Below are 23,353 nucleotides of genomic sequence, written 5' to 3'. Positions count from 1 at the left end.
ACCTCTTTCATTTAACTCTTTCTGTCAATCCAATCCTTCACCAGCTGGAAAATATGGTGACTGAGCTTATCTGTATCATGCCGCAAATAGGTTTTGAATAATACCAGCTTGTCAGCAATCACCTTATACCCGTTGCCATCCACGGCCTCGCGGTCAAGCTGTACCGGACGGGCACCCTTCTCGGCGTATTTGATCTGCACCTGCTCCGGGATCTCCCCGTCATTGACGATCACATAATCGAACAGATGCAGCCCGATATGGTCATATACGGCCTGTAGATGGTCATTAACCGTGTAATTATCCGTCTCACCCGGCTGGGTCATTACATTGCATACAAAAATCTTAATAGCCTCGGAAGCTACCACGGCTTCTGCCAGCTTCGGCACCAGCAGATTCGGCAGAATGCTGGTATACAGACTGCCCGGACCGAGCAGAATAGCATCTGCGTTGCGGATAGCCTCCAGCGCCTCCGGCAGCGGCTCAACATCCACCGGCTCCAGAAATACGCGCTTGATGACGCCGCCCGCCTCCGGGATTTTGGATTCACCGGTAATCAGGGTTCCATCCGCCATCTCGGCATGCAGGATTACCGCCTCTCCGGCCGCAGGCAGCACCCGGCCGCGAACGGCGAACAGCCGGCTAAGCTCCCGGACTGCTGTAACGAAGTCCCCGGAGATGTCAGTCAGTGCAGCCAGAATCAGATTGCCCAGGCTATGCCCGGCTAAGCCTTCTCCGCTGCTGAAGCGGTACTTCATAATCTGTGCCATCAGAGGCTCAACGTCAGCCATAGCCGTAAGTACGTTGCGGATATCCCCGGGCGGCGGCATCTGCAGCTCACTGCGCAGAATCCCGGAGCTTCCCCCGTCATCTGCGACAGTTACGATCGCCGTGATATCCAGCGGCTTCTCCTTCAGCCCCCGGAGCATCACCGAGAGCCCGGTCCCGCCACCCATCACGACGATCTTCGGACGCTGTCCTTGTTCTTCAGCCACTATTCATCCCTTCTCTCATCAATGCCGGTCGCGTTCGGAGTCCCGATGGCTGACTGCTACCGCTTCCGTCTCGCTAACCCCCAGCATTTTGCCCAGGTATTCGGCGATGGCTACCGAACGGTGTTTGCCGCCCGTACAGCCGATGCCGATAATAATCTGGGATTTGCCTTCCTTGCGGTATTGCGGAATAAGGAATTGAAGCATATCTAGCAGCTTGGTCAGGAATTCTTGCGTTTCAGGCCATTTCATTACGTAGTCGTACACCTCGTTGTCTTGGCCTGTCTTGGGCCGCAGCTGATCCACATAATGCGGATTAGGCAGGAAGCGGACGTCGAACACCAGGTCAGCATCAATCGGAATCCCATACTTGAATCCGAACGAAGTAATGTTAACCGAGAGGGTGCTTTTCCCGAGGTGGGAGAAGCGTGACACTATTTTTTCTTTGAGCTGAACCGGCTTCATGCTGCTGGTATCCAGACACAGGGTAGCTGAATTCTTCAGCTCCTCCAGCATCTGGCGCTCCATGCGGATGCCGTCCAGCGGCATGCCCTTCGGAGCAAGCGGATGATGCCTCCGGCTCTCCTTGTAACGCTGTACAAGCACTGAATCTGTGGCGTCCAGGAAAAGGATCTCACACCCGATCGTTGACTCGTCCTTGATGTAGGCCAGAGACTCCGACAGGGCGGTGAAGAATTCCCGCCCCCTGAGGTCGATGACCAGCGCCACCTTGGCGATTTTACCCTTGGACTGCTCAATCAGCTCAGCGAATTTCGGGATTAGCACAGGCGGAAGATTATCCACGCAGAAGAACCCCAGATCCTCCAGGCTCTGCACGGCAATCGTCTTGCCCGCACCCGACATGCCTGTAATGATAATCAGGGTGGCATGGGCGGGCAGGGTTTGCTCGAGGTCGGTCATTACAGCATCCCTCCCTATGATTAGTATATGAATAATTCCGGTCTTTTAAGAACGCAGCAGCAGACCTGCCGCACCAATAATACCGGCGTCATTGCCAAGCGCTGCAGGTACAATCGTAACACCGGTCTGCAGAGGGGCAGGCGCCAGCTTGGCGAATACCCGGCGGACTTCATCGAACAGAATATCGCCTGCCTTGGAGACTCCGCCGCCGACGATGAATACTTCAGGGTTCAGAACCGCTGCAACGGAGGCCATCGATTTACCCAGGTAGAAGGCCGCCCGGTTCACAATCCGCAGCGCAGCCTCATCGCCTGCCTTGGCGGCATCGAATACTTCCTTCGCAGCGATTTTTTCAACGGTGGACAAGGAGGTCCGGTCCCCGCGTGCTACAGCATCGTTCGCCATGCGGATAATGCCTGTCGCTGAGGAAACGGTTTCCAAACAGCCCATGTTCCCGCAGCCGCACTGGATCGCTTCCAGATCGGGGACCACGGAGATATGTCCAAGCTCGCCGGCCAGACCGGCAAAGCCCTGATACACCTTACCATTAATAATAATACCGCCGCCGACACCCGTACCGAGCGTATAGCAGACACAATTCTCTATGCCGCGCCCTGCACCGCTCCAGGCTTCGCCCAGTGCAGCCACGTTGGCATCATTGTCTATTTTGACTGGCTTGTTCAGACGACCCTCCAGAATGGAGCGGATCGGCACATCTCTAAATCCTATGTTGGGCGCAAGGATGATGATACCTTCACGAATATTCGTAAATCCGGCCAGTCCCGCACCCACACCAGCCAGCTGGTCCCAGGAGTACGGAGAGTCCTCCACAATCTGGCGTACATACTTCTCGATATTATCGATGACAGCATCGACGCCATCCGCAGTCCCTGTCGGACCTTCGTAAGTGTGCAGCAGGCTTCCCTCGGCATTACAGATTCCAACCTTAATCGTGGTACCACCTAAATCCACGCCAACGTAGATATGTTCAGACATGTTACAAGCCACCTTTTTCTATGCTAAAATAGTTAATCCTACGTACCCACTATAATAGAAGCCTCCCCTGCGGTCAAGGAAAGGCGATACACCCGGGGCAATGGGCTTCAGTTCTTATTGTTAACAAAAAGACTTTCTCACCAGGCAGGCAAGAAAGTCCGTTCATTCTCTTCTATTGTAGGGTGCCAGATGCCTTAATGCTATTCGGACAAAATTCGCTTCTGGCCCTCCAGGGCACGGATCGGTGCAATATTCTGGGTGAATTCCAGCGTCCCCATATAACGGCCGTCTGCATCCCGTACAGCGAAATAACGGATATAGATGAATTTATCCTTGATGTTAATCCAGAAATCCTCGGCATCCTTCACTCCCGCCTTAAAATCAGCGAGCAGCTTCTCGACAACATGCACGCTTTGCGGCGGATGGCAGTTCTGTACGGTGCGGCCGATAACGGCCTTCGTCCGGGCGAAGATCCTTTCCTTGCCATGCGAGAAGTAGCGGACAACATCGTTCTCATCGATAAAGGTGAGGTCCACCGGCAGATGATTCATCAGCGTCTCGAGCTGGTGGAGCGACAGCAGTCCGGTCTCGAACCGGATGAAGCCCTGCGGGGACAGGCCTTCCCCTTCTTCCGCTGGAACATCAGCACCCTCAGGCTCCGCTGCACGTTCCGGTATCCATTCCTGGTCGGGCGCAGTCAGGCAGAAGCCGATTTCATCGCTTTCGCGGGCGATCCGGACCCACTCATCCTCAGTCAGCTTATCCAGCGCCATCGGGAGCAGAATATTCTCTTCCTTGAAGATCATCTCATTGACTTCCTTAATGATCTCCTCCAGTGCGGCTGTAATCTGCCCGCTGTCCCCGTTATAGGCGCTAAGCGCCTTCTTGGCTTCCTTGATCATATTGCGGATTCCGTCATCCACTCCCCACATTACCTTCGTAGGACCGTATATGCCGTACTTCTCCAGGTAAGGGAACAGCAGATTCTCCTTACGGCTGTAGTGCTTGTCGAGATCCAGCAGCAGACTAAGGTCCTCCAGCAGCTTGAAAATAATCTCCTCGCTGGCGTTCTTCTTGAACTTATCTGCATGCAGCTCCAGCCGGAAGTTGACCAGACGCTCGATCTCGCGGTTCTCCAGCTTGAACGTATGCACGGGATGACCGGGCTGCTCCTCGGGCTTAGAAGAACGGTGAATCTGTTCAATCGAGCCTTTGAAAATCGCCGTATGCACAGAGCAGAGGCGCTGTACTTCCTCTACCGGAATGCCTTCCTCGGTCATCAGGGAGTGCTCCATGGCGGAGATTTCCTCCACCGTAACATCGCCTACCGCCTCTTCAAATCGCGCCTTAACCTCCTCCACGCTTTTGCCCGCATGCAGCTCCTTGATGATCTCTCTCAGCATAGCCTGGCGGCGTGTCTGTTCCGGCACATCGACCTCGCGGTTATTAATCAGTTCGCTCATCGCAATCTCTCCTTCTATTCTATAATCTCGAAACCATGCTGCCAAAAGGCCAGCCGAACGGTTTCCAGCTCTATTTTCTTTAACTTCATTCCTTTAGACAGGGTCATGAACCGTCCTGCGGTCTGCAGCATTCCAGGCTTCGCAATATCACGGAATCCCAGCTCCACCATGATCTCCACCACTTCCGGGTGCCTGGTTACCAGCTCAAAGACCGATTCATCCAGCTTCAACGCTTTGCTCATCCTTTTGCACACCTCACTAATGAGAACTCTTCTCAAGCAACAGCTTAGCATAGGTCACAGAGGTGAATTGTGATTGTAATCACTAACTATAAAAAGACTATCCCCGCAAGCCTTTCAGCTTGGGGGATAGCCTAAGAATGTTGCGATTCCGCTATATTAGCAGCTAAATTACAGTGATTTGCTCCATCTATGAGAATTACGGATATCATGCGAAATCCGCATGCTGCAGAATTTAGGACCGCACATCGAACAGAAATGCGCCTGCTTCGCCCCCTCTGCCGGAAGGGTCTCGTCATGATACGCGAGCGCCCGTTCCGGGTCGAGGGAGAGATGGAACTGGTCGCGCCAGCGGAACTCGAACCGCGCCTTGGACAGCGCATCATCCCGGTCCTGCGCCCCCGGATGTCCCTTGGCGAGGTCTGCGGCATGTGCAGCGATTTTATAGGTAATGACGCCTTCGCGCACATCATTCTTGTCAGGCAGGCCTAAATGCTCCTTAGGTGTAACGTAACACAGCATCGCCGTCCCGAGCCCCCCGATTATCGCTGCCCCGATGGCCGAAGTGATGTGATCATAACCGGGTGCAATATCCGTAGTCAGCGGGCCGAGGGTATAGAAAGGGGCTTCGTGGCAGATCTCAAGCTGCTTGTCCATATTCTCCTTAATCTTGTGCAGCGGCACATGGCCCGGACCTTCGACCATGACCTGAACATCGTGCTTCCAGGCTAGTAGCGTCAGTTCTCCCAGTGTCTCCAGCTCGGCGAACTGAGCTTCATCATTGGCATCGGCGATAGAGCCGGGACGCAGGCCATCCCCCAGCGAGAAGGCCACATCATACGTCTTCATAATCTCACATATATCCTCGAAGTGTGTGTACAGGAAGTTCTCCTGCTGATGAGCCAGGCACCAGGCGGCCATAATCGATCCGCCCCGGGATACGATGCCGGTCATTCTCCGGGCAGTCAGCGGAATATAGCGCCGCAGTACCCCGGCATGAATGGTGAAGTAATCCACTCCCTGCTCCGCCTGCTCAATCAGCGTGTCACGGTAGAGCTCCCAGGTTAAGTCCTCGGCTATGCCGTTCACCTTCTCCAGCGCCTGGTATAAGGGCACTGTCCCGACCGGCACAGGAGAATTGCGGATTATCCACTCCCGGGTGGTATGGATCTTAGAGCCGGTGGAGAGATCCATGATGGTATCTGCCCCCCAGCGGGTTGCCCACCGCATCTTCTCCACCTCTTCTTCAATAGAAGAAGTGACCGCAGAATTTCCGATATTCGCATTGATCTTCACGAGGAAGTTACGGCCGATAATCATCGGCTCACTCTCCGGGTGATTGATATTGGCCGGAATGATGGCGCGGCCAGCGGCCACCTCATCCCTTACGAACTCCGGCCGGATATTCTCACGGATCGCAATATATTCCATTTCCGGTGTTATGATCCCTTGCCTTGCATAATACAGCTGAGTCACATTGCCGCCTGCATAGGCCCGCCGGGGATTCCTGCACAGTCCTGGATGAGCTTCTGCGGCAGCCCCTTCTCTGCGGATTCCGTTATCCTCCGGCCGGACGGCTCTTCCGGTGTATTCCTCCGAATCGCCGCGTTCCTCAATCCAGCATGAACGGTGCGGCGGCAGTCCCCTCCGAATGTCCGTCTCCTCCGCAGCATCCGTGTACATACCGCTTGTGTCATAGACCCGCAGCGGAGCATTGTCCTCTTCCCCGGCAACGCCTTCGGTTCTGCTGAGGCTGATCTCCCGCATCGGAACCCGGATATCCGGGCGTGAGCCCTCCACATACACTTTACGGCTCGCGGGGAATCCGGAAAGATTCACCTCTTCGTTCTTGAGCATTCCTGTCATTTCAATCTCCTCCTCTTCGCTCTGTACACTCATCAGATAAGAGGTCACGCAGCAGATTGAGCTGAAGAATCTATAGATTCCTGCAAGTCAAAAAGCCGCTCCACCTGGAGCGGCTTTATTAAAGGAACAGCCAAATAAGACTGTATTCAAAAAAGGTCCGACTCCACTTTCCTACGCTGGTATGATCCAGATCAGGTTCAAGGGTCCGGAAATTCAATTTTCCCGTCTCAGCCTATTCAGGCTCCCCTAGTGGGTATCTTATCTAATTAAATGCATTTTACCAGTTTGGGTAATTGTTGTAAACCCGTTATTTGTCCAGCGATTCGCTCCAGTCGTGCACCATCGTGCCTTCCAGGAACTTCTCGGCATCCATGGCGGCCATACAGCCGGTCCCTGCTGCCGATATCGCTTGACGGTAACGCGTATCCTGCACATCGCCGCAGGCGAATACGCCTGGGATGTTGGTCTCGGTGGTACCCGGGTTCACCACGATATAGCCATTAGCATCCGTGTTGATTTGCCCGCCCAAGAAGGCTGTGTTCGGTGTGTGTCCAATCGCTACGAACACGCCGTCTGCTTCTACCAGCTCTGTCAGACCTGTCTCATTATTAAGCACCGTAAGGCCCTTCACTCCGGTCTCTCCTACCGTTACTTCAACCGGTGTGCGGTTCAAGGCCCAGGTTACCTTACTGTTGTCACGCGCCCGGTCCTGCATGATCTTCGAGGCCCGCAGCTCGGGACGGCGGTGAACCAGCGTTACGCTGGACGCAAAGCGGGTCAGGAAGCTGGCTTCCTCCATGGCGGAGTCTCCGCCGCCGACGACGACAATCTTTTTATTACGGAAAAAGAAGCCGTCACAGGTCGCACAGGTGCTGACCCCGCGTCCCACATTCTCCTGCTCGCCCGGGATGCCCAGATATCTTGCAGAGGCCCCGGTTGAAATAATAACTGATTCTGCTTCCAGTACACCCATCCCGTCCACGGTCACCTTGAACGGGCGCTGTGAGAAGTCCACCGACTCCACCCAGCCGTTCTTGAATTCAGCGCCGAAGCGTTCCGCCTGCTTGCGCATATTGTCCATCAGGTCCGGACCCAGAATCCCTTCAGGGAAGCCTGGAAAGTTCTCCACTTCTGTCGTCGTTGTCAGTTGTCCACCCGGCTGCAAGCCTTCAATGACCAGCGGGCTCAGGTTCGCACGCGCCAGATAAATCGCGGCAGTCAGCCCGGCCGGGCCTGTTCCGATTACAATCGTTTTGTACATTACATTGGCCTCCTTACAAGTAGGTGTTCTTACAACAGCAATTGCTTCAAATACGGGTAGTGGACGGCGATAAGCCGCCGGTTCCGGGCAGCATCCCCTTGGGTCCGGGAGCAGCCGCAGGCTCCTGCTCTTCGCCGGGCGAGCCGCCGGCTTCATTCAGGTTCTCCCCGATCAGCCGCTGAAGGCTGAACAATGCCGCCTCCTGCAGGCGGTCCTCCTTCAGCGGCTCCTGCTCCAGAACTCCGCGCAGTACCTCGGACATCTCCTCGTCCTCAATCCAGCGGAGAGCCTCGGTCACCTGAAGCTTCGTAGCGGAATCGCCGTAGCGCAGCGCCCAGAAGAACGAGGCGCGCAGCAGCGGATTATTCCGCACTTCTTCAGTGAATCTGCCCGTATTGCCCTTCCACTGCTTCAGCTGCTCCTGGAAGGGAAGCTGATAGTTATAGCTGACTGCAGGCATAGGCTGTCCTTCTGCCCGGGCCTGCTGGAGCTGGGACAGGAAGAACGCCGGGACAGCGGAAGCAGGGTCCAGCTTGGCTGCCTGTCTCCAGCAGCGCAGTGCCTCATCATGTCTTCCGCTATTGCTTGCCGCCGCGGCACAGTAATGATACAGCCCGGCGTCTCCGGCGACCTCCTCGTCCTTCAGCAGACGGCGGAAATGGCTGTAAGCGGCAGCGTGCCGGCCCAGGATACCCATGGTTGTAGCCATTTTGAATACATGCTCCTGATGGAACGGCACCGTTGCTTCAAGCATACCCAGCAGCGTCGCAAGCTGTTCCTTATCTCCTGCATACTGCAGGAAGATGGCCATATTGCACAGAGCGTGCAGATTGCCGGGGTCTTGCTTCAGCACCTCATTCAGACATTCCTTCGCCTTGGCGAACCGGCCCATATAGAAATGAGCCAGTGCCAGATTATTATGCGCAGCCAAAAAATCCGGGGTGCCCGCAGTGATCTCCTCCAGCAGTTCTACAGCCTGAGGGAACTTACCCTCCTCCAGCAGACTCCGCGCCCGATCATGCTCTACGACTCCCTCACGGCTGCGGATACGCACCAGCGGAGCAGGCCGGTTCAGCTCATATTGCAGCAGCTCCATCAGTTCTTCGGATTCGGTCATGAACTCGCCGTTAGCATCCTCTTCCAAATAAGTGACCAGCGAACGCTCCGCCTCTTCAAAGCTTTCCATATTGGCGAAGTTATTAGCCATGTAGAAATGGCATTCCGTCATAGCGGGGTCGATTTTCTCCAGAACATGGATAAGAATCTCGTTAGATGCGGTATAATTGCCCATCTCAGATAATATACCCGCCATATTGCAATGATTCACCGGATTATCCGGCTCATATTCAACAGCTTTGCGAAAATTTCTTAATGCCTTATCATATTGAAAGCGGTCCAGCGACCGAACGGCTCTTTCAAAGAAAAAATTGGCATCCAGAGTGACCGGAATGACATTACTGTGCTCCGCGACATTCTCTGAAGTTCTCTCTATCATGGAAGCAAGGCACCTCCCTTGTTTCAGCTTCCCTAGCCTTACCTGTTCGTTTCCATTTATGGTCTCGGCTGTCTTCTTCACACAGTATACCACATGTGGCAACGAGATTCTCAAGTCTCAGGGAGAGAGCTGACGGGAGGGAAAAGCTCAAGTGGAAACGGCTTTGCCGTCCTTTCAGGGACGGCACCCGTTTCAGCGAGAAATAGAAGGATAGGTTATCTTGTGCCTCATTCACAATAAAAAAGACGCGGGAGTTAAATCCCCGCGTCTCTGAACAGCTTATCTATGGAACCGCCCTCGATGATAATACGAGTGGCCTCAGCCAGCATGGGAGCTACCGAGAGCACTGCGAATCTGCTGGAATGCTCGTCCGGCAGGGCAATCGAATCGGTAATGACAATCTCGTCGATATTGGGATGATCCATCCGCTCAAGCGCATCCCCGGAGAACAGTCCGTGCGTAGCACAGACGATACTGTTCCGGGCGCCCCGCTCCTTCAGGCCCTCCACCACATTGACGATAGTCGTTCCGGTATCAATAAGATCCTCGATAATGATCGGCGTCCTGCCTTCCACATCACCAATGACATGCGTAATCACCGATTCATTATGCGCCGGACGCTTCTTGATCATGATGGCGAACGGCGAATCCAGCCGGCTGGCCAGCTTCTCCGCCATAGACGCGCGTCCCGCATCCGGGGAGACCACGACCAGATCGGTAAGCCCCTTCACCTTCAGATAACCGCTGATCAGATCAAGCGCAGTCAGATGATCCACCGGAATATTGAAGAATCCCTGTATGGCTGCAGCATGCAGATCAATCGTAATGACGCGCGTTGCGCCGGCGGTGGTCAGCACATCGGCGACCATTTTGGCCGAGATCGGCTCACGTGGTGCGGACTTACGCTCCTGCCGGGCGTACCCGTAATAGGGAACGATAATGTTCACCGTTCTGGCCGATGCGCGCTTGGCGGCATCAATCATGACCAGCAGCTCTACAAACAGCTCGTTAATCGGATGAGCCAGGGATTGCACCAAAAATACGTCGCAGTTCCGGATGCTCTCTTCATAATGCACATAAATCTCGCCGCTTTTGAAACGGGTCAACTTGATCTGGCCAAGCGGCGCACCAAGGCGCTCCGCAATATCAGCGGCAAGCTTCGGATTCGACGAACCGGAAAAAATCCGTAATTGATGATGCATAGTACCCTCCTGGGATTATAAATTTATATATTGAACGGAACGGATGTACGGCGGCGTCCTTCAAAGACGGCCAGTTCGCGGAAGCCGGTGCGCCAGAGCATGTCCCGGGCCTCTGTTAAGCCGTCTCCCAGCTTCATGGGATCATGCGCATCAGAGCCAACCGTGAGCGGAATGCCTAGCGCCAGCGCCTGGACCAGCACATGCTCTGCCGGAAACATCTCGGCGCACGGCTTGGTCAGCCCGGAAGCATTCAGCTCCATGGCGGTTCCGCTGCGGGCGATGATCTTCAGCGTATCCAGCTCAAGCGCTCTGGCCTCCGCCAGGTCCTCCGGCGTCCGGGGTCCGTAACCGAACCTTTTGATGACGTCCATATGTCCTATAATATCATATAATCCCGATAACGCCGACTTCTGTACAGCATCATAATACCTGCGGTATACCGCCATTATATCCTGGCCTTCCCAGCCATGGGTCTGCCGGTGGTCGGTAATATCCCATTCTCCCAGGAAATGCACCGAACCAATCAGATAATCCCAGGGATACGGTGCCAAAAGCTCGCGGATCTGTTCCTCATATCCCTCAATATAATCCGCCTCCAGCCCGACCCGCAGCTCAATCGTGCCCCGGTAGCGCTCCTTCAGCGTAAGGCATTCCTCCACATATCGCGGAAGCTCCGCAAGAGGCATAGCCATCTCGGGATAGTAGTGGTCCGGGTCGACATGGATAAGCGGCAGATGATCCGACAGCCCGAGCTGCTCAAGCCCCAGAGCGATGCCCCGCTGCACATACTCCTCCAGCTTCCCGACCGCATGACCGCAGCGTTCATGATGGGTATGATAATCGATGTGCATGCTGAAAGTTCCTCCTAATCGCGGCGAGGCCGTTCATGGCGGGCGCTCAGCTCTTCCAGAATCTCATCCAGCGGAAGCTTGCGCTCCTGCAGCAGCACCAGCAGGTGATAGATCAGATCGCTGACCTCCAGGCGCAGCTCGGCATTATCCTTGTTTTTGGCGGCAATGATCGTCTCGGAGGCTTCCTCACCGACCTTCTTCAGGATCTTGTCCACGCCCTTGTCGAACAGATAGGTCGTATACGCCCCCTCAGGACGGTTCACCTCACGCTCGGCAATAACACGCTCCAGCTCCCCGAGTACTGCAAACCGGCCGCTCTCTGCTTCAGCAGCGTTCACGGCAGCCCCGGCAGTGTCAGTTACGTTTGCCGGTGAATCAAGCGGAACCTCGCGGAAGAAGCAGCTGTTCTCCCCGGTATGGCAGGCCGGTCCCTCCGGCACTACCTTCACCAGCAGCGTATCGCTGTCACAATCGTAATGGATCGAGGTGATCGCCTGCGTATTGCCAGACGTCCCCCCCTTATGCCACAGCTCGCTGCGTGAACGGCTCCAGAACCAGGTCTGGCCGCTCGCAAGGGAGCGCTGCAGCGACTCAGGATTCATATAGGCGAACATTAATACCTCCAGGGTGCGCGCATCCTGAATGACAGCAGGCAGCAGGCCTGATTCATTCCAGCGGATGCCGGACACTGCCTCTTGCTGGCTCTGTGCAATAGTCTTTTTATCCTCGCTCATCGGATCTCTACTCCTCTTTGCTTCAGATCAGCCTTCAGATCATGAATAGCAATCTCTTTATAGTGAAAAATGGTTGCCGCAAGTCCGGCATCTGCCCGGCCTTCCGTAAATACATCATAGAAATGTTCAATTCTCCCGGCCCCGCCGGAAGCAATCACTGGAATACTCAGCAGATCACTGACTGCCGCCGTCAGCTTCAGGTCGAAGCCGTCCTTGGTCCCGTCCGCATCCATACTTGTAAGCAGAATCTCGCCGGCCCCCAGCCGCTCAGCTTCCTTGGCCCAGTTCAAGGCCCGGATGCCCGTGGGCGTACGTCCGCCGTGCGTATACACTTCCCATTCGCCCCAAGCCTCATTATATTTGGCATCCATCGCCACTACAATGCACTGGGAGCCGAAGTGACGGGCCCCTTCCAGAATCAGCCGGGGATTATTGACAGCGGCCGTGTTAATGCCGATCTTGTCCGCTCCGGCACGCAGAATCCGCTTCATATCCTCCGGGGTCGAGATGCCCCCGCCCACCGTGAAGGGAATGGCAATCTCACCCGCCGTCTGCCGCACCACTTCAATCATGGTCGCCCTGCCTTCCACAGAAGCGGAAATATCCAGGAATACCAGCTCATCCGCGCCCTCGCGGTCGTACAGCGCCGCAAGCTCCACCGGATCTCCGGCATCGCGCAGATTCACAAAATTCACGCCTTTTACCACACGCCCGTCCTTCACATCCAGACAGGGAATAATCCGTTTCGCCAACATCCCAAGACCCCTCCCTAGTATAGACTTACCGCAATCCGGAGGACTGGCCCAGGGCCTGCAGCGCTTCAGCCAGAACAATATTGCCGGTATACAGCGCCTTGCCCACAATCGCCCCGCCGATTCCGCTGCCGCTATGTACGTTCAGGCGCTGCAGATCATTAAGGCTGGTCACTCCGCCGGAGGCGATTACGCTGCGGCCGCTTGCCTTGGCCATAGACAGAATGCCTTCCACGTTCGGCCCCTGCATCATCCCGTCACGGGAGATATCGGTATAGATGAAGGTCTCGGCACCTTTGGCGGCCAGCTCTCTGGCCAGATCTTCCGCGCGGACCTCAGACGTATTAAGCCAGCCGTGCGTAGCCACATAGCCGTTGCGGGCATCGATGCCGATGGCAACTTTGTCGCCGTATTTGGCAAGAACTGCTTCTGTAAAAGCCTGATCATTAATGGCCGCCGTTCCGATAATCACCCGGCTGACGCCAAGGCCCAGCAGCTTCTCGACATCGGCAAGAGTACGGAGACCCCCGCCGACCTGTACAGGAACATTCGCATGCTTCGCAATGGCTCCAATGATGGCATCATTCACGGGGCAGCCTGCTTTGGCTCCGTCCAGATCCACCAGATGGATATACTGCCCGCCCTGCTCTTCCCATGACTTAGCTACCTCTACCGGACTGTCGTTATAGATCGTCTCTTGGGCATAATCACCCTGCTGCAGCCGGACACACTTGCCGTCCCGGATATCAATCGCCGGATATAGGATAAAAGAAGACATGAATACTCCCCGCTTTCATTGCAAATTAGTGATTCAGGCAGGCTAGGCCTGCTGTGCCTGGAGCCTCAGGAAATTACCCAGCAGCTTGATGCCAAGCTCCCCGCTCTTCTCCGGGTGGAACTGCATACCGTAGACATTGCCGCGGCCCACAATAGCCGTTACCGGATGTCCGTAGTCTGTAACGGCCAGCAGCTCGCTGTCCGCCGCAAGTGCATGATAAGAGTGCACGAAGTACACATGGCCCTCCGTCAGACCGGTTAGCAGCGGACTCTCTGGCTGGCGGAAGCTCAGCTTGTTCCAGCCCATATGTGGCACCTTGTAGCCGTCCCGGGGGGCGAAGCGCACCACTGCGCCGGGCAGAAGCTCCAGCCCCTGATGCTCGCCATGCTCCTCGCTACTGCTGAACAGCAGCTGCATCCCGAGGCAGATGCCCAGCACAGGCTGTCCCGCTTCTGCTGCGGCCCGGACTACCACATCCATTCCGCTCTCGCGGAGGTGTTCCATCGCATCGCCAAAGGCACCGACACCCGGCAGAATGACACTGTCTGCCGCCAGAATCTCGGCGGCATCCGAGGTTACAAGACTCGTATACCCCAGCCGCTCTACCGCCTTACTGACACTGTGCAGGTTGCCCATGCCATAATCGACGATTGCAACAGCCATGCTACAGCACTCCCTTCGTCGAAGGTACGCCCTTCACACGCGGATCTACGATAGTCGCTTCGTCCAGTGCCCGTCCCAATGCCTTGAATACTGCTTCTATCATATGGTGGGTGTTGGAGCCGTAATGTACGATGACATGCAGCGTAATTCTGGCTTCCAGCGCGAATTTCCAGAGGAATTCATGAACGAGCTCCGTGGAGAAGCTGCCCACCTGCTGGGAAGGATACTCCGCCCGGTATTCAAAATGCGGACGGTTGCTGATATCAATCACTACCTGAGCCAGCGCTTCGTCCATAGGGACGAAGACACTGGCGTACCGCTTGATCCCTTTTTTGTCGCCCAGCGCTTCGCGCAGAGCCTGTCCCAGACAGATGCCGATGTCCTCTACCGTGTGATGGTCATCAATATCAATGTCGCCCCGTGCCTGCACGTTCAGGTCAAACTGTCCATGCTTCGTGAACAAGTCCAGCATATGATTCAAGAAAGGCACATCGGTCTCCAGTTCCGAAACCCCGCTGCCGTCTACGGCAAAGGTTAGCTTGATGTCCGTTTCATTGGTTGTACGGCTAAGTCCGGCCTTACGCAGCGCCAGTTCGTTGTTATTGTTCTCCATTTGTGTCTCCACCTTTCGCTTCGTTCGTTAGCCGGATTTCGATGGCGCGTGCATGGCCTTCCAGCCCCTCGCGCCGGGCAAGCTCCATAATCGCCGCCCCGTCCCGCATCAGCGCTTCCTTGCTGTAATAGATCAGGCTGGACTTCTTGATGAAGTCATCCACATCTACAGGCGAGGAGAACCGCGCTGTGCCATTCGTCGGTATAATATGGTTCGGTCCGGCGAAGTAGTCGCCGACCGGCTCCGAGCTGTACGGCCCGAGGAAGATCGCTCCGGCGTTCTCAATTGCGCCGGTCAGCCCCATCGGGTCGTTCACCACAATCTCCAGATGCTCCGGCGCCAGCCGGTTCACCACGGAGATGCCCTCCTCAAGCGAGTCTACGACGATAATCGCGCCGTAGTTCTCTACCGATGCCCGCGCGATTTGCTCGCGCGGCAAGGCCTGCAGCTGCCGCTCGACCTCGGCAGCCACCGCCTCCGCGAGACGCTGCGACGGCGTCACGAGGATCGCCGACGCCATCTCGTCGTGCTCGGCCTGCGAGAGCAGGTCGGCCGCGATGTAGGCGGCCTCGGCGGTATCGTCGGCGAGCACGACGATCTCGCTCGGTCCGGCGATGCTGTCGATGTCGACAGCGCCGTAGACCTCGCGCTTGGCCAGGGCCACGTAGATGTTCCCTGGCCCGCAGATCTTGTCGACCGGCACGATTGATTCCGTGCCGAAGGCGAGGGCGGCGATGGCCTGCGCGCCGCCTACGCGGTAGATCTCGTGTACGCCCGCTTCAGCGGCGGCCACGAGAATATAGGGATCAATACCTTCAGAGCCGCCCGTCGAAGGCGGCGTCACCATCACGATCTCCGGCACCCCGGCGATCTGTGCCGGAATCACGTTCATCAGCACCGAGGACGGGTAGGCCGCCTTGCCGCCGGGAACATAGACGCCCACGCGCTTCAGCGGGCGGATGATCTGGCCGAGGATCGTGCCGTCCGGCTGCAGATCCATCCAGGAATTGCGTTTCTGCCGCGCATGGAACGCACGGATGTTCACGGCTGCTGCGCGGATCGCCGTCACGAAGGACTCCTCTACCCGGCCGTAGGCGGCCTCAAGCTCCTCCGGCGTTACGCGCAGCTGCGCTGGCGTCAGTACAGCGCCGTCGAAGCGCTCCGTATAACGGAGCAGTGCCGCGTCGCCTTCCCGCTTGATATCGGCCACGATTTCACGTACGGCCTTGTTCTGCTCCGGCGTGCCGTATTCCACCTCACGCTGCAGTTTAAATTCCTTACTGGACTGGATCTTCACCGCCGCTTCCCCCTTGAGCTTATAGTTTTGCTTATATTATTTTACCTGCAACCCCGGTTCTGCAATAACAGCCTGCAGCCGGTCGCACAGCTGCTGAATCTCCTCATTCTTCATCCGGTAGCTTACCCGGTTCGCCACCAGGCGGCTGGTAATCTCGAAGATGCTCGTCATCTCCACCAGACCGTTATCCTTCAGCGTCTGGCCGGTTTCTACCATATCCACAATCCGGTCAGCCAGCCCGATCAGCGGTGCCAGCTCGATGGAGCCGTTCAGCTTCACCACCTCCACCTGCTGGCCTTGCTCACGGAAATACCGTGAAGCCACGTTCGGGTACTTGGTAGCTACCCGCTGCTGAATGCCCGGCTGCCAGTTCGGAAGCCCGATAATCGACATCCGGCAGCGGGCGATCCCGAGATCCAGCAGCTCGTACACATCGCGGCTCTCCTCCAGCAATACATCTTTGCCGACAATGCCGATATCCGCCACTCCATACTCTACATAAGTGGGCACATCCACCGGCTTGGCCAGAATGAACTCCATTCCGGCCTCCGGCAAGGAAATCACCAGCTTGCGCGACTCTTCTCCATCGGGAGGAATCGGCAGTCCCGCCTGACGGAACAGCTCTGCCGCTTTATTGTAAATCCGGCCTTTCGGCATGGCTACCTTAAGAATCTGTGCCATCAATACCCGCCCCCGTTTCGTGTTTCCGCTTCTTTAACATCTGCATCTATATGACTTCATGGTTCCATTTCTTAATCTTGCTCCGCTCACCCGTGCTCGCTGACAAACGATACGAACGTGTATATCTCTCCGTACAGCTCGCCCTCTGCCTGAATAGTATCCGCATCCAGCCGCTTCACGGTCTTCAGCTCCTCCGGGCCGGTTGCCAGCCGTGTAACCACAGCATGCCCTTCCGAGCGCAGCCTCGCAGCCTCGGCAAGACCCTCTTGGCGCCGCAGTGCATCGTACTGGACCAGAATCGGCAGCTCTTCCTCTTCCAGCAGCCCGGAGACTCCATCCAGAATACGGTTGGTCTTCAGGGAGAAGCCGGTGGAGGGAATCGGACGCCCGAATTGCTGCAGCAGGTTGTCATACCGGCCGCCGCTGCATACCGGGAAGCCCAGCTCGGAAGCATATCCCTCGAAGGTCATGCCTGTATAGTAAGAGAAATCACCGATCATCGTCAGATCAATCAGCACATGCTCCGAGACACCGTAAGCAACCAGCACCTCCCATACCTTGCACAGATGCTCGATCGATGCGCGCGCCACCGGATGGTTGCTCAGCTCCAGCGCCTGACCGCAGATCTCCTTCCCGCCGCGCAGCCGCAGCAGTCCGTCCAGCTCCTGCTTCTGGGCAGCAGACAGCTCAAGACGCCGCAGCGTCTCGCGGAAGGCTACATAATCGCGGCTGAGCAGATGGCTCTTCAGCTCCTCCTGAGCCTGGGGCAGGCCGGAGACCGCCTCCTGAAAGAGGCCGTCGAGGAAGCCCACATGTCCAATTGCTATTTTAAAAGACTTTACGCCCGCCGCCTGCAGTGAAGCAATTGCCAGCGCGACTACCTCCGCGTCAGCCTCCGGCGAATCGTCACCGACAAGCTCTACACCGGTCTGAAAGAATTCTGCCTCCCGCCCGGCCTCTTCTTCAATGGCCCGGAAGACGTTGGCATGGTAGGACAATCGCAGCGGCAGCGGCTCATCCTTCAATAGAGAGGAGACCACACGGGCTACAGGTGCCGTCATTTCTGAACGCAGTACCAGCGCCTGCCCACGGTTGTTCAGCAATTTATACAGCTTCTGATCCGATGTAGAGCTGGCTACACCGACCGTATCGTAATATTCAAGAGTAGGCGTAATCATCTGCCGGTAGCCCCAGCGGCTCATACAGTGAAGTACATCCTTCTCGATCTTGCGCAGCTTCGTTACCGCACGCGGGAGATAATCTCTTACGCCGGCAGGCTTTTCAAATCCCTTTGGTTTGGCCATCTTCATTGTTCACCTCATCGGATATGTTAAAGGGTATCATCAAATGCTTTATCATGGTAAAGTGGTAGCAAAGTAAAGTAGTGGCAATATCGTATCACGGACCATCCTTTTGCGTCAACAATTCGCTTGAATTACAGAGTTCCTTTTGCCACCGGGATAAGCGGCGAATATAATAAGTTAATATGATTGTACTTTATTTCCTCCATTAAGTATTCCCGGTATCTAATTCAGAAGCAGAAAGAAGGACTGACGGCTTGAGTACATCCTATATGATTGGCGTTGATATTGGAACCACCAGCACGAAGGCTGTCCTCTTTGAGGAGAACGGAACAATTGTCGCTCAGAGCAATCAGGGCTATCCGCTGCATCAGCCCTCCCCCTCTGTCGCAGAACAGGACCCGGAGCAGATTCTGGAAGCCGTAATTCATACCATAGCATCGGTCATGCAGGAGAGCCTTGCAACCCCTGAATCCATTCTGCTGGTCTCCTTCAGCTCCGCTATGCATAGCGTCATCGCTGTAGACCCTGCGGGTAAGCCGCTCACCGCCTGTATCACCTGGGCTGATAACCGGAGCAGCCGCTATGCCCGGCGGTTGAAGGATGAATTGAATGGACATGAGCTGTATCTGCGGACAGGAACGCCTATACACCCTATGTCTCCAATCACCAAGCTGATGTGGCTGGGCGAAGAGCAGCCCGAGCTGTTCCGGCAGACCTACAAATTCATCTCCATCAAAGAATATATCTTCTTCCGGTTGTTCGGAGAATATGTGATTGACCATTCCATCGCCTCTGCCACCGGCATGTTCAATCTGGAGAAGCTCGACTGGGACGAGGAGGCGCTCCAGATTGCCGGTGTTACTCCAGAGCGGCTATCCCGTCTGGTCCCCACCACCCATATCCTGCAGGGACTGCTTCCGGAGCTTACCGGAAAGCTCGGTCTGCTCACAGACACTCCGTTTGTAGTGGGTGCCAGTGACGGCGTTCTGTCCAATCTGGGCGTAGGGGCCATGGAGCCGGGGGTAATCGCTGCAACGATAGGCACAAGCGGTGCAATACGTACTGTAGTTGACCATCCGCTTACCGATCCCAAAGGACGGATCTTCTGCTACGCCCTGACAGACAAGCATTGGGTGATTGGCGGCCCCGTGAATAATGGCGGGATGCTCTTCCGCTGGGTGCGTGATGAGTTCGCCGCATCTGAAGTGGAGACCGCGAAGCGCCTGGGCATTGATCCCTACGAAGTATTAACCCGGATCGCCGAGCAGGTGCCGCCCGGCAGTAACGGACTGCTCTTCCATCCGTATCTGACCGGAGAACGTGCACCGCTGTGGAATCCCGATGCCCGCGGCTCCTTCTTCGGGTTAAGCATGAATCACCGTAAGGAGCATATGATCCGTGCGGTGCTGGAAGGTGTCATCTTCAATATGTATACCGTATTGCTGGCCATGGAGGAATGTATCGGCGAGCCCGTTAGAATCCTGGCTACCGGCGGCTTCGCCCGCTCGGAGCTATGGCGGCAGATGATGGCGGATATTTTCGATCAGGAGGTAGTCGTCCCTGAGAGCTTCGAGAGCTCTTGCCTCGGCGCAGTCGTACTGGGATTATACGCCATCCGCCGGATCGATTCCTTGGATGCTGTCTTCAGCATGATTGGCTCCACTCACCGGCATGAGCCGGTTACTGCCCACGCCAAAGCCTACAAACAGCTGCTGCCCATCTTCATCTCGGTATCCCGCAGTCTGGAGGATCAATATCAGGCTATCGCCGACTTCCAGCGCGAGCAGGCGGGGGAACAGCCCGGCTAACGTGCTTTCCAGAACCGCCTGCTTACAGCAAAGCGCCGGACAGCCGCAGATGCGGCCAGCCGGCGCTTTCAATATATTATACTTAGCCTAAGTCTACACTGTCGCCTTTGGCGCTGCTGCCGGCTTCTGCGGTGCAGAGCCGAACACCATCCAGGCTGGCTTCACATAACGGAAGGCAAGCGCAACCACCAGCCAGGAGCCCAGGAGGGCCACCAGCCAGCCGCCCGCTATTGCTGCCGTATAGGCCAGCGATCCGCCGTGGAACGGCAGCTTCCGGTACATGAACAGCAGCAGCGGATGGAGCAGATAGATACCGAAGGAGCATGCCCCGGCCGAGAGCAGCAGTCTGCTCAGCACGCTTCGTCCTGCCCCGTACAGCAGGAAGGACAGCTGGAACAGTACCAGACAAGAGAGCAAGGCATGCAGGTTCGAGAAGCCTTCATACCACAGACTGTTGATCACTGTTTTCTTCGTATAGTTGTTGTACCACAATACCACGTGCCCAATCCCGGCGGCGGCCCATAAGAGCCATAGTACTACCCAACTCATACCTTTACCGGAGCGCCAGCCTTCGCGGGAGGGAACGAGCCACTTTTTCAACGAGCTGTAGTAGATGGCAATTGCCGCACCTAGCAGGAAATACGAGAAATACGTAATGGCCAGACTACCCTTGGACAGCTTCCAGTACCCGTGGTTCACCATATATTTGTTAAGCAGCACGAAGCCCCACTGTAGAGCAAGCCCGATCACCGGTGCCCATGCCGCGAGATGCCGGACTTTTTGCAGACACCAGAGTATCAACGGGAACAGCAGATAGAACTGGATAATGATGATGATATAGTAGAGATGTGTATACGCCGTACCCGTCCATAGATACTTGAAGAACTTCCCGCCCATCTCCTGAAGAGGCATCCCCCAGGTATGACCGGCCGTCATTTTCAGTCCAAAATACAGCACCGTAAACACAAGATAAGGCACAATAATATAGATCAGCCTGCGGCTGTAGAATTTGGCCAGTACCTTCCCGCCCAGCGGACGGTCAATATAATTGTAGAACAGGACGAACCCGCTTAAGAATATAAAGGAAGGCACCGCAAACTGGCTGAACTTGTTAATAAACAGAAACGGAGGGAACATGGACGTGCCCAGTGTCTCAGCCAACGTGCGTGAAGTGGCATGAATGGCGATCACCGCAAAAATAGCGATTGCCCGAAAAATATCAAGCTGTGGTATTCTTTCCTTTTGAGCCATTATGATTCCTCCTGTTTACGCAGCTCACGGAGCGGATTCCCCCCGACGAACGAACCGGCAGCAACATCTTTGTGAACCACCGATCCCGCCGCAACCGTAGCCCCATCCCCAATCGTAACCCCAGGGAGAATAGTCGTGTTAGCCCCAATCATTACATTCTCGCCGATCACAACCTCACCCAGCCGGTACTCCTTGATGAGATACTCATGAGCCAGGATCGTAGTGTTATAGCCGATAACCGTGTTCTCCCCAATAGAGATCTTCTCCGGAAAAAAAACATCCACCATCGCCATAAGTCCAAACGCAGTATGCTTGCCTACCTTCATCCCGAGCACCCGGCGGTAAATCCAGTTCTTGAGCGGCAGAATCGGGCAATAGCGGGCAATCTGGATAAAAATAAAATTGCGCACACCTTTCCACGGGCTGACCGTGCGGTATATATGCCAGAGCGAATTATGCCCCTCCACGGGATAACGGGTTATCTTTCTCACGGCTGCATAGTCTCCTGCTCCACAATAGAGTACAAATCCTTCATCTCCTGGATGATGTAATCCGGTTCATAGGTGCGCAGCACAGCCTCACCCTTAAGCGACCAGGCCACCCCTGCTACACGAACCCCTGCTGCCTTCGCAGACTGAATATCGACAGCACTGTCGCCAACCATCAGTGTCTTGGCTGGATCAACACCCAGATTGGCAACAGCCGTGAGCACCGGCTCCGGATGCGGCTTCGGATGAGTCACATCATTCACCGTAACAATCGTCTCCATATATTTCAGCAGATCGAACATCTCCAGTGCCTTGAGCGTGGTTGGCCGGATCTTCGTGGTCACCACCCCAAGCTTGATTCCCCGGCGCTGCAGCTCCTCCATCGTCTCATTCACATGGGGAAAAGCGCGGACCAGCTCATCGTGATGCGCATTGTTGTACGAACGGTAGGACCGTTCCAGCACCCCTATATCCTTCGGCTCCAGGCCGGAGAATGCGCCTAGCTGCTGCTGAAGTGTAGTTCCCATCAGGGGAATGATCTGTTCCCGGGTCAGAGCCGGCAGATTATTCTCCTTCAGCGCATGCATGAACGAATTAATGATCAGCTCATTTGTATTCACAATCGTTCCGTCCAGATCAAATAACACGCATTCTATCATTGATTGTATTACTCCTTTGTTTCCTTATCTTCAGAGGGATCTTCCACCGGCTGAACAGGCTTCTGTGGCGTATTAGCGGCACTCTCTGGAACTACAGCATCCGCCGCTGCCGGTTTGGTGCTGATGATCGGGTCCAGGTAATGTGCCTTCGGCTGTCCGCTAACCCGCCGTACAATAATCAGTACAATAGCGGCAACAATAATGAGCAGTGCGAGCAGCTGAGAGATACGGATATTCCCGTAAGCCGGGTCAAGATAGCCCTGCTCGAAGCCCATCCACTTCATTGGACTCCACAGCCCGTTAATGAAGGCTGCCACACCGCTGCTGCCGTCAAAGGCAAGACTGTCCGTACGCAGAGCTTCAATGAAGAAGCGGCCGATGGAGTACCAGATGAAGTAGGACATGAAGATTTCTCCGGCACGTACGAACTTCTGGCGGCGCAACACCATGAGGAGCAGAATGCCCAGCAGACTCCAGAGTGATTCGTACAGGAAGGTCGGATGGTGAAAAGCATCCCCTATGTACATTTGATTAACGATAAAATCCGGCAAATGCAGCTTATCCCGCAGGAACGATTCCTCTACCACGCCGCCATAGGCTTCCTGGTTGATGAAATTACCCCAACGGCCGATCATCTGGCCGGCAAGCAGTCCGGGAGCACAGATATCCACGATGCGCCAGAACGGATAGCCTTTATAGCGGAAATAAATAATCCCGCAGATAATCGCGCCGATCAGGGCGCCATAAATCGCAATACCGCCATTCCAGACCTTGAAGATATCGAGCAGGTTATCCTTATAGTCTTCCCACTTGAAGGCTACGAAGTATAGCCGCGCGCCAATAATAGCCGATGGCAAGCCCAACAGCAACATATCCATGAAGAACTCCTGAGGAATGTTGAAGCGTTTGCCTTCTTGAATACATAGGAATAGCCCGATAAGCGCACCAAGACCCAGAATCAGGCCATACCAGTGCACCGGCAGTGATCCAATCGAGAAGACAATCGGGTCAATCGCTAGTGAATAAAACATGCTCTCACACT

At 55.5% G+C, this 23,353-nt stretch carries 23 protein-coding genes and 1 riboswitch; of the genes, 1 reads left to right on the top strand and 22 read right to left on the bottom strand.

Annotation, left to right across the window (positions count from 1 at the left end; all coding sequences use genetic code 11):
- Window positions 1–11: 11 nt before the first annotated feature.
- The 18 genes from MKX51_RS32290 to MKX51_RS32205 all read right to left on the bottom strand — a co-directional run bounded on the left by MKX51_RS32290 (window position 12) and on the right by MKX51_RS32205 (window position 18,105).
- Complete coding sequence (locus MKX51_RS32290; protein ID WP_200869550.1) at window positions 12–953, bottom strand: gluconeogenesis factor YvcK family protein; 942 nt, start codon at window positions 951–953, stop codon at window positions 12–14.
- 57 nt (window positions 954–1,010) lie between these two features.
- On the bottom strand, window positions 1,011–1,910 hold the full coding sequence (rapZ, locus tag MKX51_RS32285; protein WP_036690069.1) for an RNase adapter RapZ: 900 nt from the start codon (window positions 1,908–1,910) through the stop codon (window positions 1,011–1,013).
- A gap of 45 nt (window positions 1,911–1,955) precedes the next feature.
- Window positions 1,956–2,906: an ROK family glucokinase gene (locus MKX51_RS32280; protein WP_036690067.1), complete on the bottom strand. Its 951-nt coding sequence runs from the start codon at window positions 2,904–2,906 to the stop codon at window positions 1,956–1,958.
- A gap of 200 nt (window positions 2,907–3,106) precedes the next feature.
- Entirely contained in the window at window positions 3,107–4,369 is a 1,263-nt protein-coding gene (locus MKX51_RS32275; RefSeq protein WP_340945612.1) for a DUF438 domain-containing protein, read from the bottom strand.
- Window positions 4,370–4,383: 14 nt separating this feature from the next.
- A complete protein-coding gene (locus MKX51_RS32270; RefSeq protein WP_340995280.1) occupies window positions 4,384–4,611 on the bottom strand; it encodes a DUF1858 domain-containing protein in 228 nt (75 codons plus the stop codon).
- Window positions 4,612–4,779: 168 nt separating this feature from the next.
- Window positions 4,780–6,474 (bottom strand): phosphomethylpyrimidine synthase ThiC, encoded by a 1,695-nt coding sequence (gene thiC / locus MKX51_RS32265; RefSeq protein WP_340945616.1) that lies wholly within the window; start codon window positions 6,472–6,474, stop codon window positions 4,780–4,782.
- Window positions 6,475–6,625: 151 nt separating this feature from the next.
- A riboswitch (TPP riboswitch) is annotated at window positions 6,626–6,732 on the bottom strand.
- 49 nt (window positions 6,733–6,781) lie between these two features.
- Window positions 6,782–7,735, bottom strand: a complete 954-nt coding sequence (gene trxB / locus MKX51_RS32260; protein WP_076077056.1) for a thioredoxin-disulfide reductase — start codon at window positions 7,733–7,735, stop codon at window positions 6,782–6,784.
- A 46-nt stretch (window positions 7,736–7,781) separates the two neighbouring features.
- Entirely contained in the window at window positions 7,782–9,230 is a 1,449-nt protein-coding gene (locus MKX51_RS32255) for a tetratricopeptide repeat protein (RefSeq protein ID WP_340945618.1), read from the bottom strand.
- Between the two features lie 254 nt (window positions 9,231–9,484).
- Window positions 9,485–10,432, bottom strand: coding sequence for a ribose-phosphate diphosphokinase (locus tag MKX51_RS32250; RefSeq protein ID WP_036726251.1), 948 nt, complete (start codon window positions 10,430–10,432; stop codon window positions 9,485–9,487).
- Between the two features lie 23 nt (window positions 10,433–10,455).
- Entirely contained in the window at window positions 10,456–11,283 is an 828-nt protein-coding gene (hisJ, locus tag MKX51_RS32245; RefSeq protein ID WP_340995279.1) for a histidinol-phosphatase HisJ, read from the bottom strand.
- Window positions 11,284–11,297: 14 nt separating this feature from the next.
- A complete protein-coding gene (gene hisIE / locus MKX51_RS32240; protein ID WP_340995278.1) occupies window positions 11,298–12,017 on the bottom strand; it encodes a bifunctional phosphoribosyl-AMP cyclohydrolase/phosphoribosyl-ATP diphosphatase HisIE in 720 nt (239 codons plus the stop codon).
- A complete protein-coding gene (hisF, locus tag MKX51_RS32235) occupies window positions 12,014–12,772 on the bottom strand; it encodes an imidazole glycerol phosphate synthase subunit HisF (RefSeq protein ID WP_340945622.1) in 759 nt (252 codons plus the stop codon). Before hisF ends, hisIE begins: the two co-directional genes overlap by 4 nt.
- A gap of 25 nt (window positions 12,773–12,797) precedes the next feature.
- Window positions 12,798–13,547 (bottom strand): 1-(5-phosphoribosyl)-5-[(5-phosphoribosylamino)methylideneamino]imidazole-4-carboxamide isomerase, encoded by a 750-nt coding sequence (gene hisA / locus MKX51_RS32230; protein WP_340995277.1) that lies wholly within the window; start codon window positions 13,545–13,547, stop codon window positions 12,798–12,800.
- A 42-nt stretch (window positions 13,548–13,589) separates the two neighbouring features.
- Complete coding sequence (gene hisH, locus MKX51_RS32225; RefSeq protein WP_340945625.1) at window positions 13,590–14,210, bottom strand: imidazole glycerol phosphate synthase subunit HisH; 621 nt, start codon at window positions 14,208–14,210, stop codon at window positions 13,590–13,592.
- 1 nt (window position 14,211) lies between these two features.
- Window positions 14,212–14,823, bottom strand: a complete 612-nt coding sequence (gene hisB, locus MKX51_RS32220; RefSeq protein WP_340995274.1) for an imidazoleglycerol-phosphate dehydratase HisB — start codon at window positions 14,821–14,823, stop codon at window positions 14,212–14,214.
- Window positions 14,810–16,120: a histidinol dehydrogenase gene (gene hisD, locus MKX51_RS32215; RefSeq protein ID WP_340995272.1), complete on the bottom strand. Its 1,311-nt coding sequence runs from the start codon at window positions 16,118–16,120 to the stop codon at window positions 14,810–14,812. Before hisD ends, hisB begins: the two co-directional genes overlap by 14 nt.
- Before the next feature lie 36 nt (window positions 16,121–16,156).
- Window positions 16,157–16,801 (bottom strand): ATP phosphoribosyltransferase, encoded by a 645-nt coding sequence (gene hisG / locus MKX51_RS32210; RefSeq protein ID WP_036726240.1) that lies wholly within the window; start codon window positions 16,799–16,801, stop codon window positions 16,157–16,159.
- Window positions 16,802–16,887: 86 nt separating this feature from the next.
- Entirely contained in the window at window positions 16,888–18,105 is a 1,218-nt protein-coding gene (locus MKX51_RS32205) for an ATP phosphoribosyltransferase regulatory subunit (protein ID WP_340995270.1), read from the bottom strand.
- Between the two features lie 269 nt (window positions 18,106–18,374).
- On the opposite strand from MKX51_RS32205, the gene gntK reads away from it, so the two are divergent.
- Window positions 18,375–19,913, top strand: a complete 1,539-nt coding sequence (gntK, locus tag MKX51_RS32200) for a gluconokinase (protein WP_445322094.1) — start codon at window positions 18,375–18,377, stop codon at window positions 19,911–19,913.
- Between the two features lie 93 nt (window positions 19,914–20,006).
- On the opposite strand, the gene MKX51_RS32195 is transcribed toward gntK, so the two are convergent.
- The 4 genes from MKX51_RS32195 to lgt are packed head-to-tail and all read right to left on the bottom strand — an operon-like array spanning window position 20,007 to window position 23,342.
- Window positions 20,007–21,164, bottom strand: a complete 1,158-nt coding sequence (locus MKX51_RS32195; RefSeq protein WP_340995266.1) for an acyltransferase — start codon at window positions 21,162–21,164, stop codon at window positions 20,007–20,009.
- Window positions 21,164–21,655: an acyltransferase gene (locus tag MKX51_RS32190; RefSeq protein WP_340995264.1), complete on the bottom strand. Its 492-nt coding sequence runs from the start codon at window positions 21,653–21,655 to the stop codon at window positions 21,164–21,166. Before MKX51_RS32190 ends, MKX51_RS32195 begins: the two co-directional genes overlap by 1 nt.
- Window positions 21,652–22,311 carry a pyrophosphatase PpaX gene (gene ppaX / locus MKX51_RS32185; RefSeq protein WP_340995263.1) on the bottom strand — a complete coding sequence of 220 codons (660 nt, stop codon included), beginning with the start codon at window positions 22,309–22,311 and terminating at the stop codon, window positions 21,652–21,654. The genes MKX51_RS32190 and ppaX overlap by 4 nt, the downstream gene beginning before the upstream one ends.
- A gap of 8 nt (window positions 22,312–22,319) precedes the next feature.
- Window positions 22,320–23,342: a prolipoprotein diacylglyceryl transferase gene (lgt, locus tag MKX51_RS32180; RefSeq protein ID WP_340945646.1), complete on the bottom strand. Its 1,023-nt coding sequence runs from the start codon at window positions 23,340–23,342 to the stop codon at window positions 22,320–22,322.
- Window positions 23,343–23,353 lie beyond the last annotated feature (11 nt).

The organism is Paenibacillus sp. FSL M7-0420, from assembly GCF_038002345.1.
In the GTDB taxonomy this organism is placed as follows: Bacteria; Bacillota; Bacilli; order Paenibacillales; family Paenibacillaceae; genus Paenibacillus_AQ.
The sequence above is the reverse complement of the archived record's forward strand: the minus strand, read 5'-3'. Positions and strand labels throughout refer to the sequence as shown.

Coding starts and splice junctions, on each gene's coding strand:
- MKX51_RS32280 (WP_036690067.1), bottom strand. CDS start 2,906: ATGTCTGAACATATCTACGTTGGCGTGGATTTAGGTGGTACCACGATT.
- hisA (WP_340995277.1), bottom strand. CDS start 13,547: ATGTCTTCTTTTATCCTATATCCGGCGATTGATATCCGGGACGGCAAG.
- MKX51_RS32205 (WP_340995270.1), bottom strand. CDS start 18,105: ATGGCCAAACCAAAGGGATTTGAAAAGCCTGCCGGCGTAAGAGATTAT.
- hisJ (WP_340995279.1), bottom strand. CDS start 11,283: ATGCACATCGATTATCATACCCATCATGAACGCTGCGGTCATGCGGTC.
- MKX51_RS32255 (WP_340945618.1), bottom strand. CDS start 9,230: ATGATAGAGAGAACTTCAGAGAATGTCGCGGAGCACAGTAATGTCATT.
- MKX51_RS32275 (WP_340945612.1), bottom strand. CDS start 4,369: ATGAGCGAACTGATTAATAACCGCGAGGTCGATGTGCCGGAACAGACA.
- MKX51_RS32250 (WP_036726251.1), bottom strand. CDS start 10,432: ATGCATCATCAATTACGGATTTTTTCCGGTTCGTCGAATCCGAAGCTT.
- lgt (WP_340945646.1), bottom strand. CDS start 23,342: ATGTTTTATTCACTAGCGATTGACCCGATTGTCTTCTCGATTGGATCA.
- hisH (WP_340945625.1), bottom strand. CDS start 14,210: ATGGCTGTTGCAATCGTCGATTATGGCATGGGCAACCTGCACAGTGTC.
- MKX51_RS32270 (WP_340995280.1), bottom strand. CDS start 4,611: ATGAGCAAAGCGTTGAAGCTGGATGAATCGGTCTTTGAGCTGGTAACC.
- MKX51_RS32195 (WP_340995266.1), bottom strand. CDS start 21,164: ATGGCTCAAAAGGAAAGAATACCACAGCTTGATATTTTTCGGGCAATC.
- hisB (WP_340995274.1), bottom strand. CDS start 14,823: ATGGAGAACAATAACAACGAACTGGCGCTGCGTAAGGCCGGACTTAGC.
- MKX51_RS32290 (WP_200869550.1), bottom strand. CDS start 953: ATGGGTGGCGGGACCGGGCTCTCGGTGATGCTCCGGGGGCTGAAGGAG.
- gntK (WP_445322094.1), top strand. CDS start 18,375: ATGATTGGCGTTGATATTGGAACCACCAGCACGAAGGCTGTCCTCTTT.
- rapZ (WP_036690069.1), bottom strand. CDS start 1,910: ATGACCGACCTCGAGCAAACCCTGCCCGCCCATGCCACCCTGATTATC.
- hisIE (WP_340995278.1), bottom strand. CDS start 12,017: ATGAGCGAGGATAAAAAGACTATTGCACAGAGCCAGCAAGAGGCAGTG.
- ppaX (WP_340995263.1), bottom strand. CDS start 22,311: ATGATAGAATGCGTGTTATTTGATCTGGACGGAACGATTGTGAATACA.
- hisF (WP_340945622.1), bottom strand. CDS start 12,772: ATGTTGGCGAAACGGATTATTCCCTGTCTGGATGTGAAGGACGGGCGT.
- hisG (WP_036726240.1), bottom strand. CDS start 16,801: ATGGCACAGATTCTTAAGGTAGCCATGCCGAAAGGCCGGATTTACAAT.
- thiC (WP_340945616.1), bottom strand. CDS start 6,474: ATGACAGGAATGCTCAAGAACGAAGAGGTGAATCTTTCCGGATTCCCC.
- trxB (WP_076077056.1), bottom strand. CDS start 7,735: ATGTACAAAACGATTGTAATCGGAACAGGCCCGGCCGGGCTGACTGCC.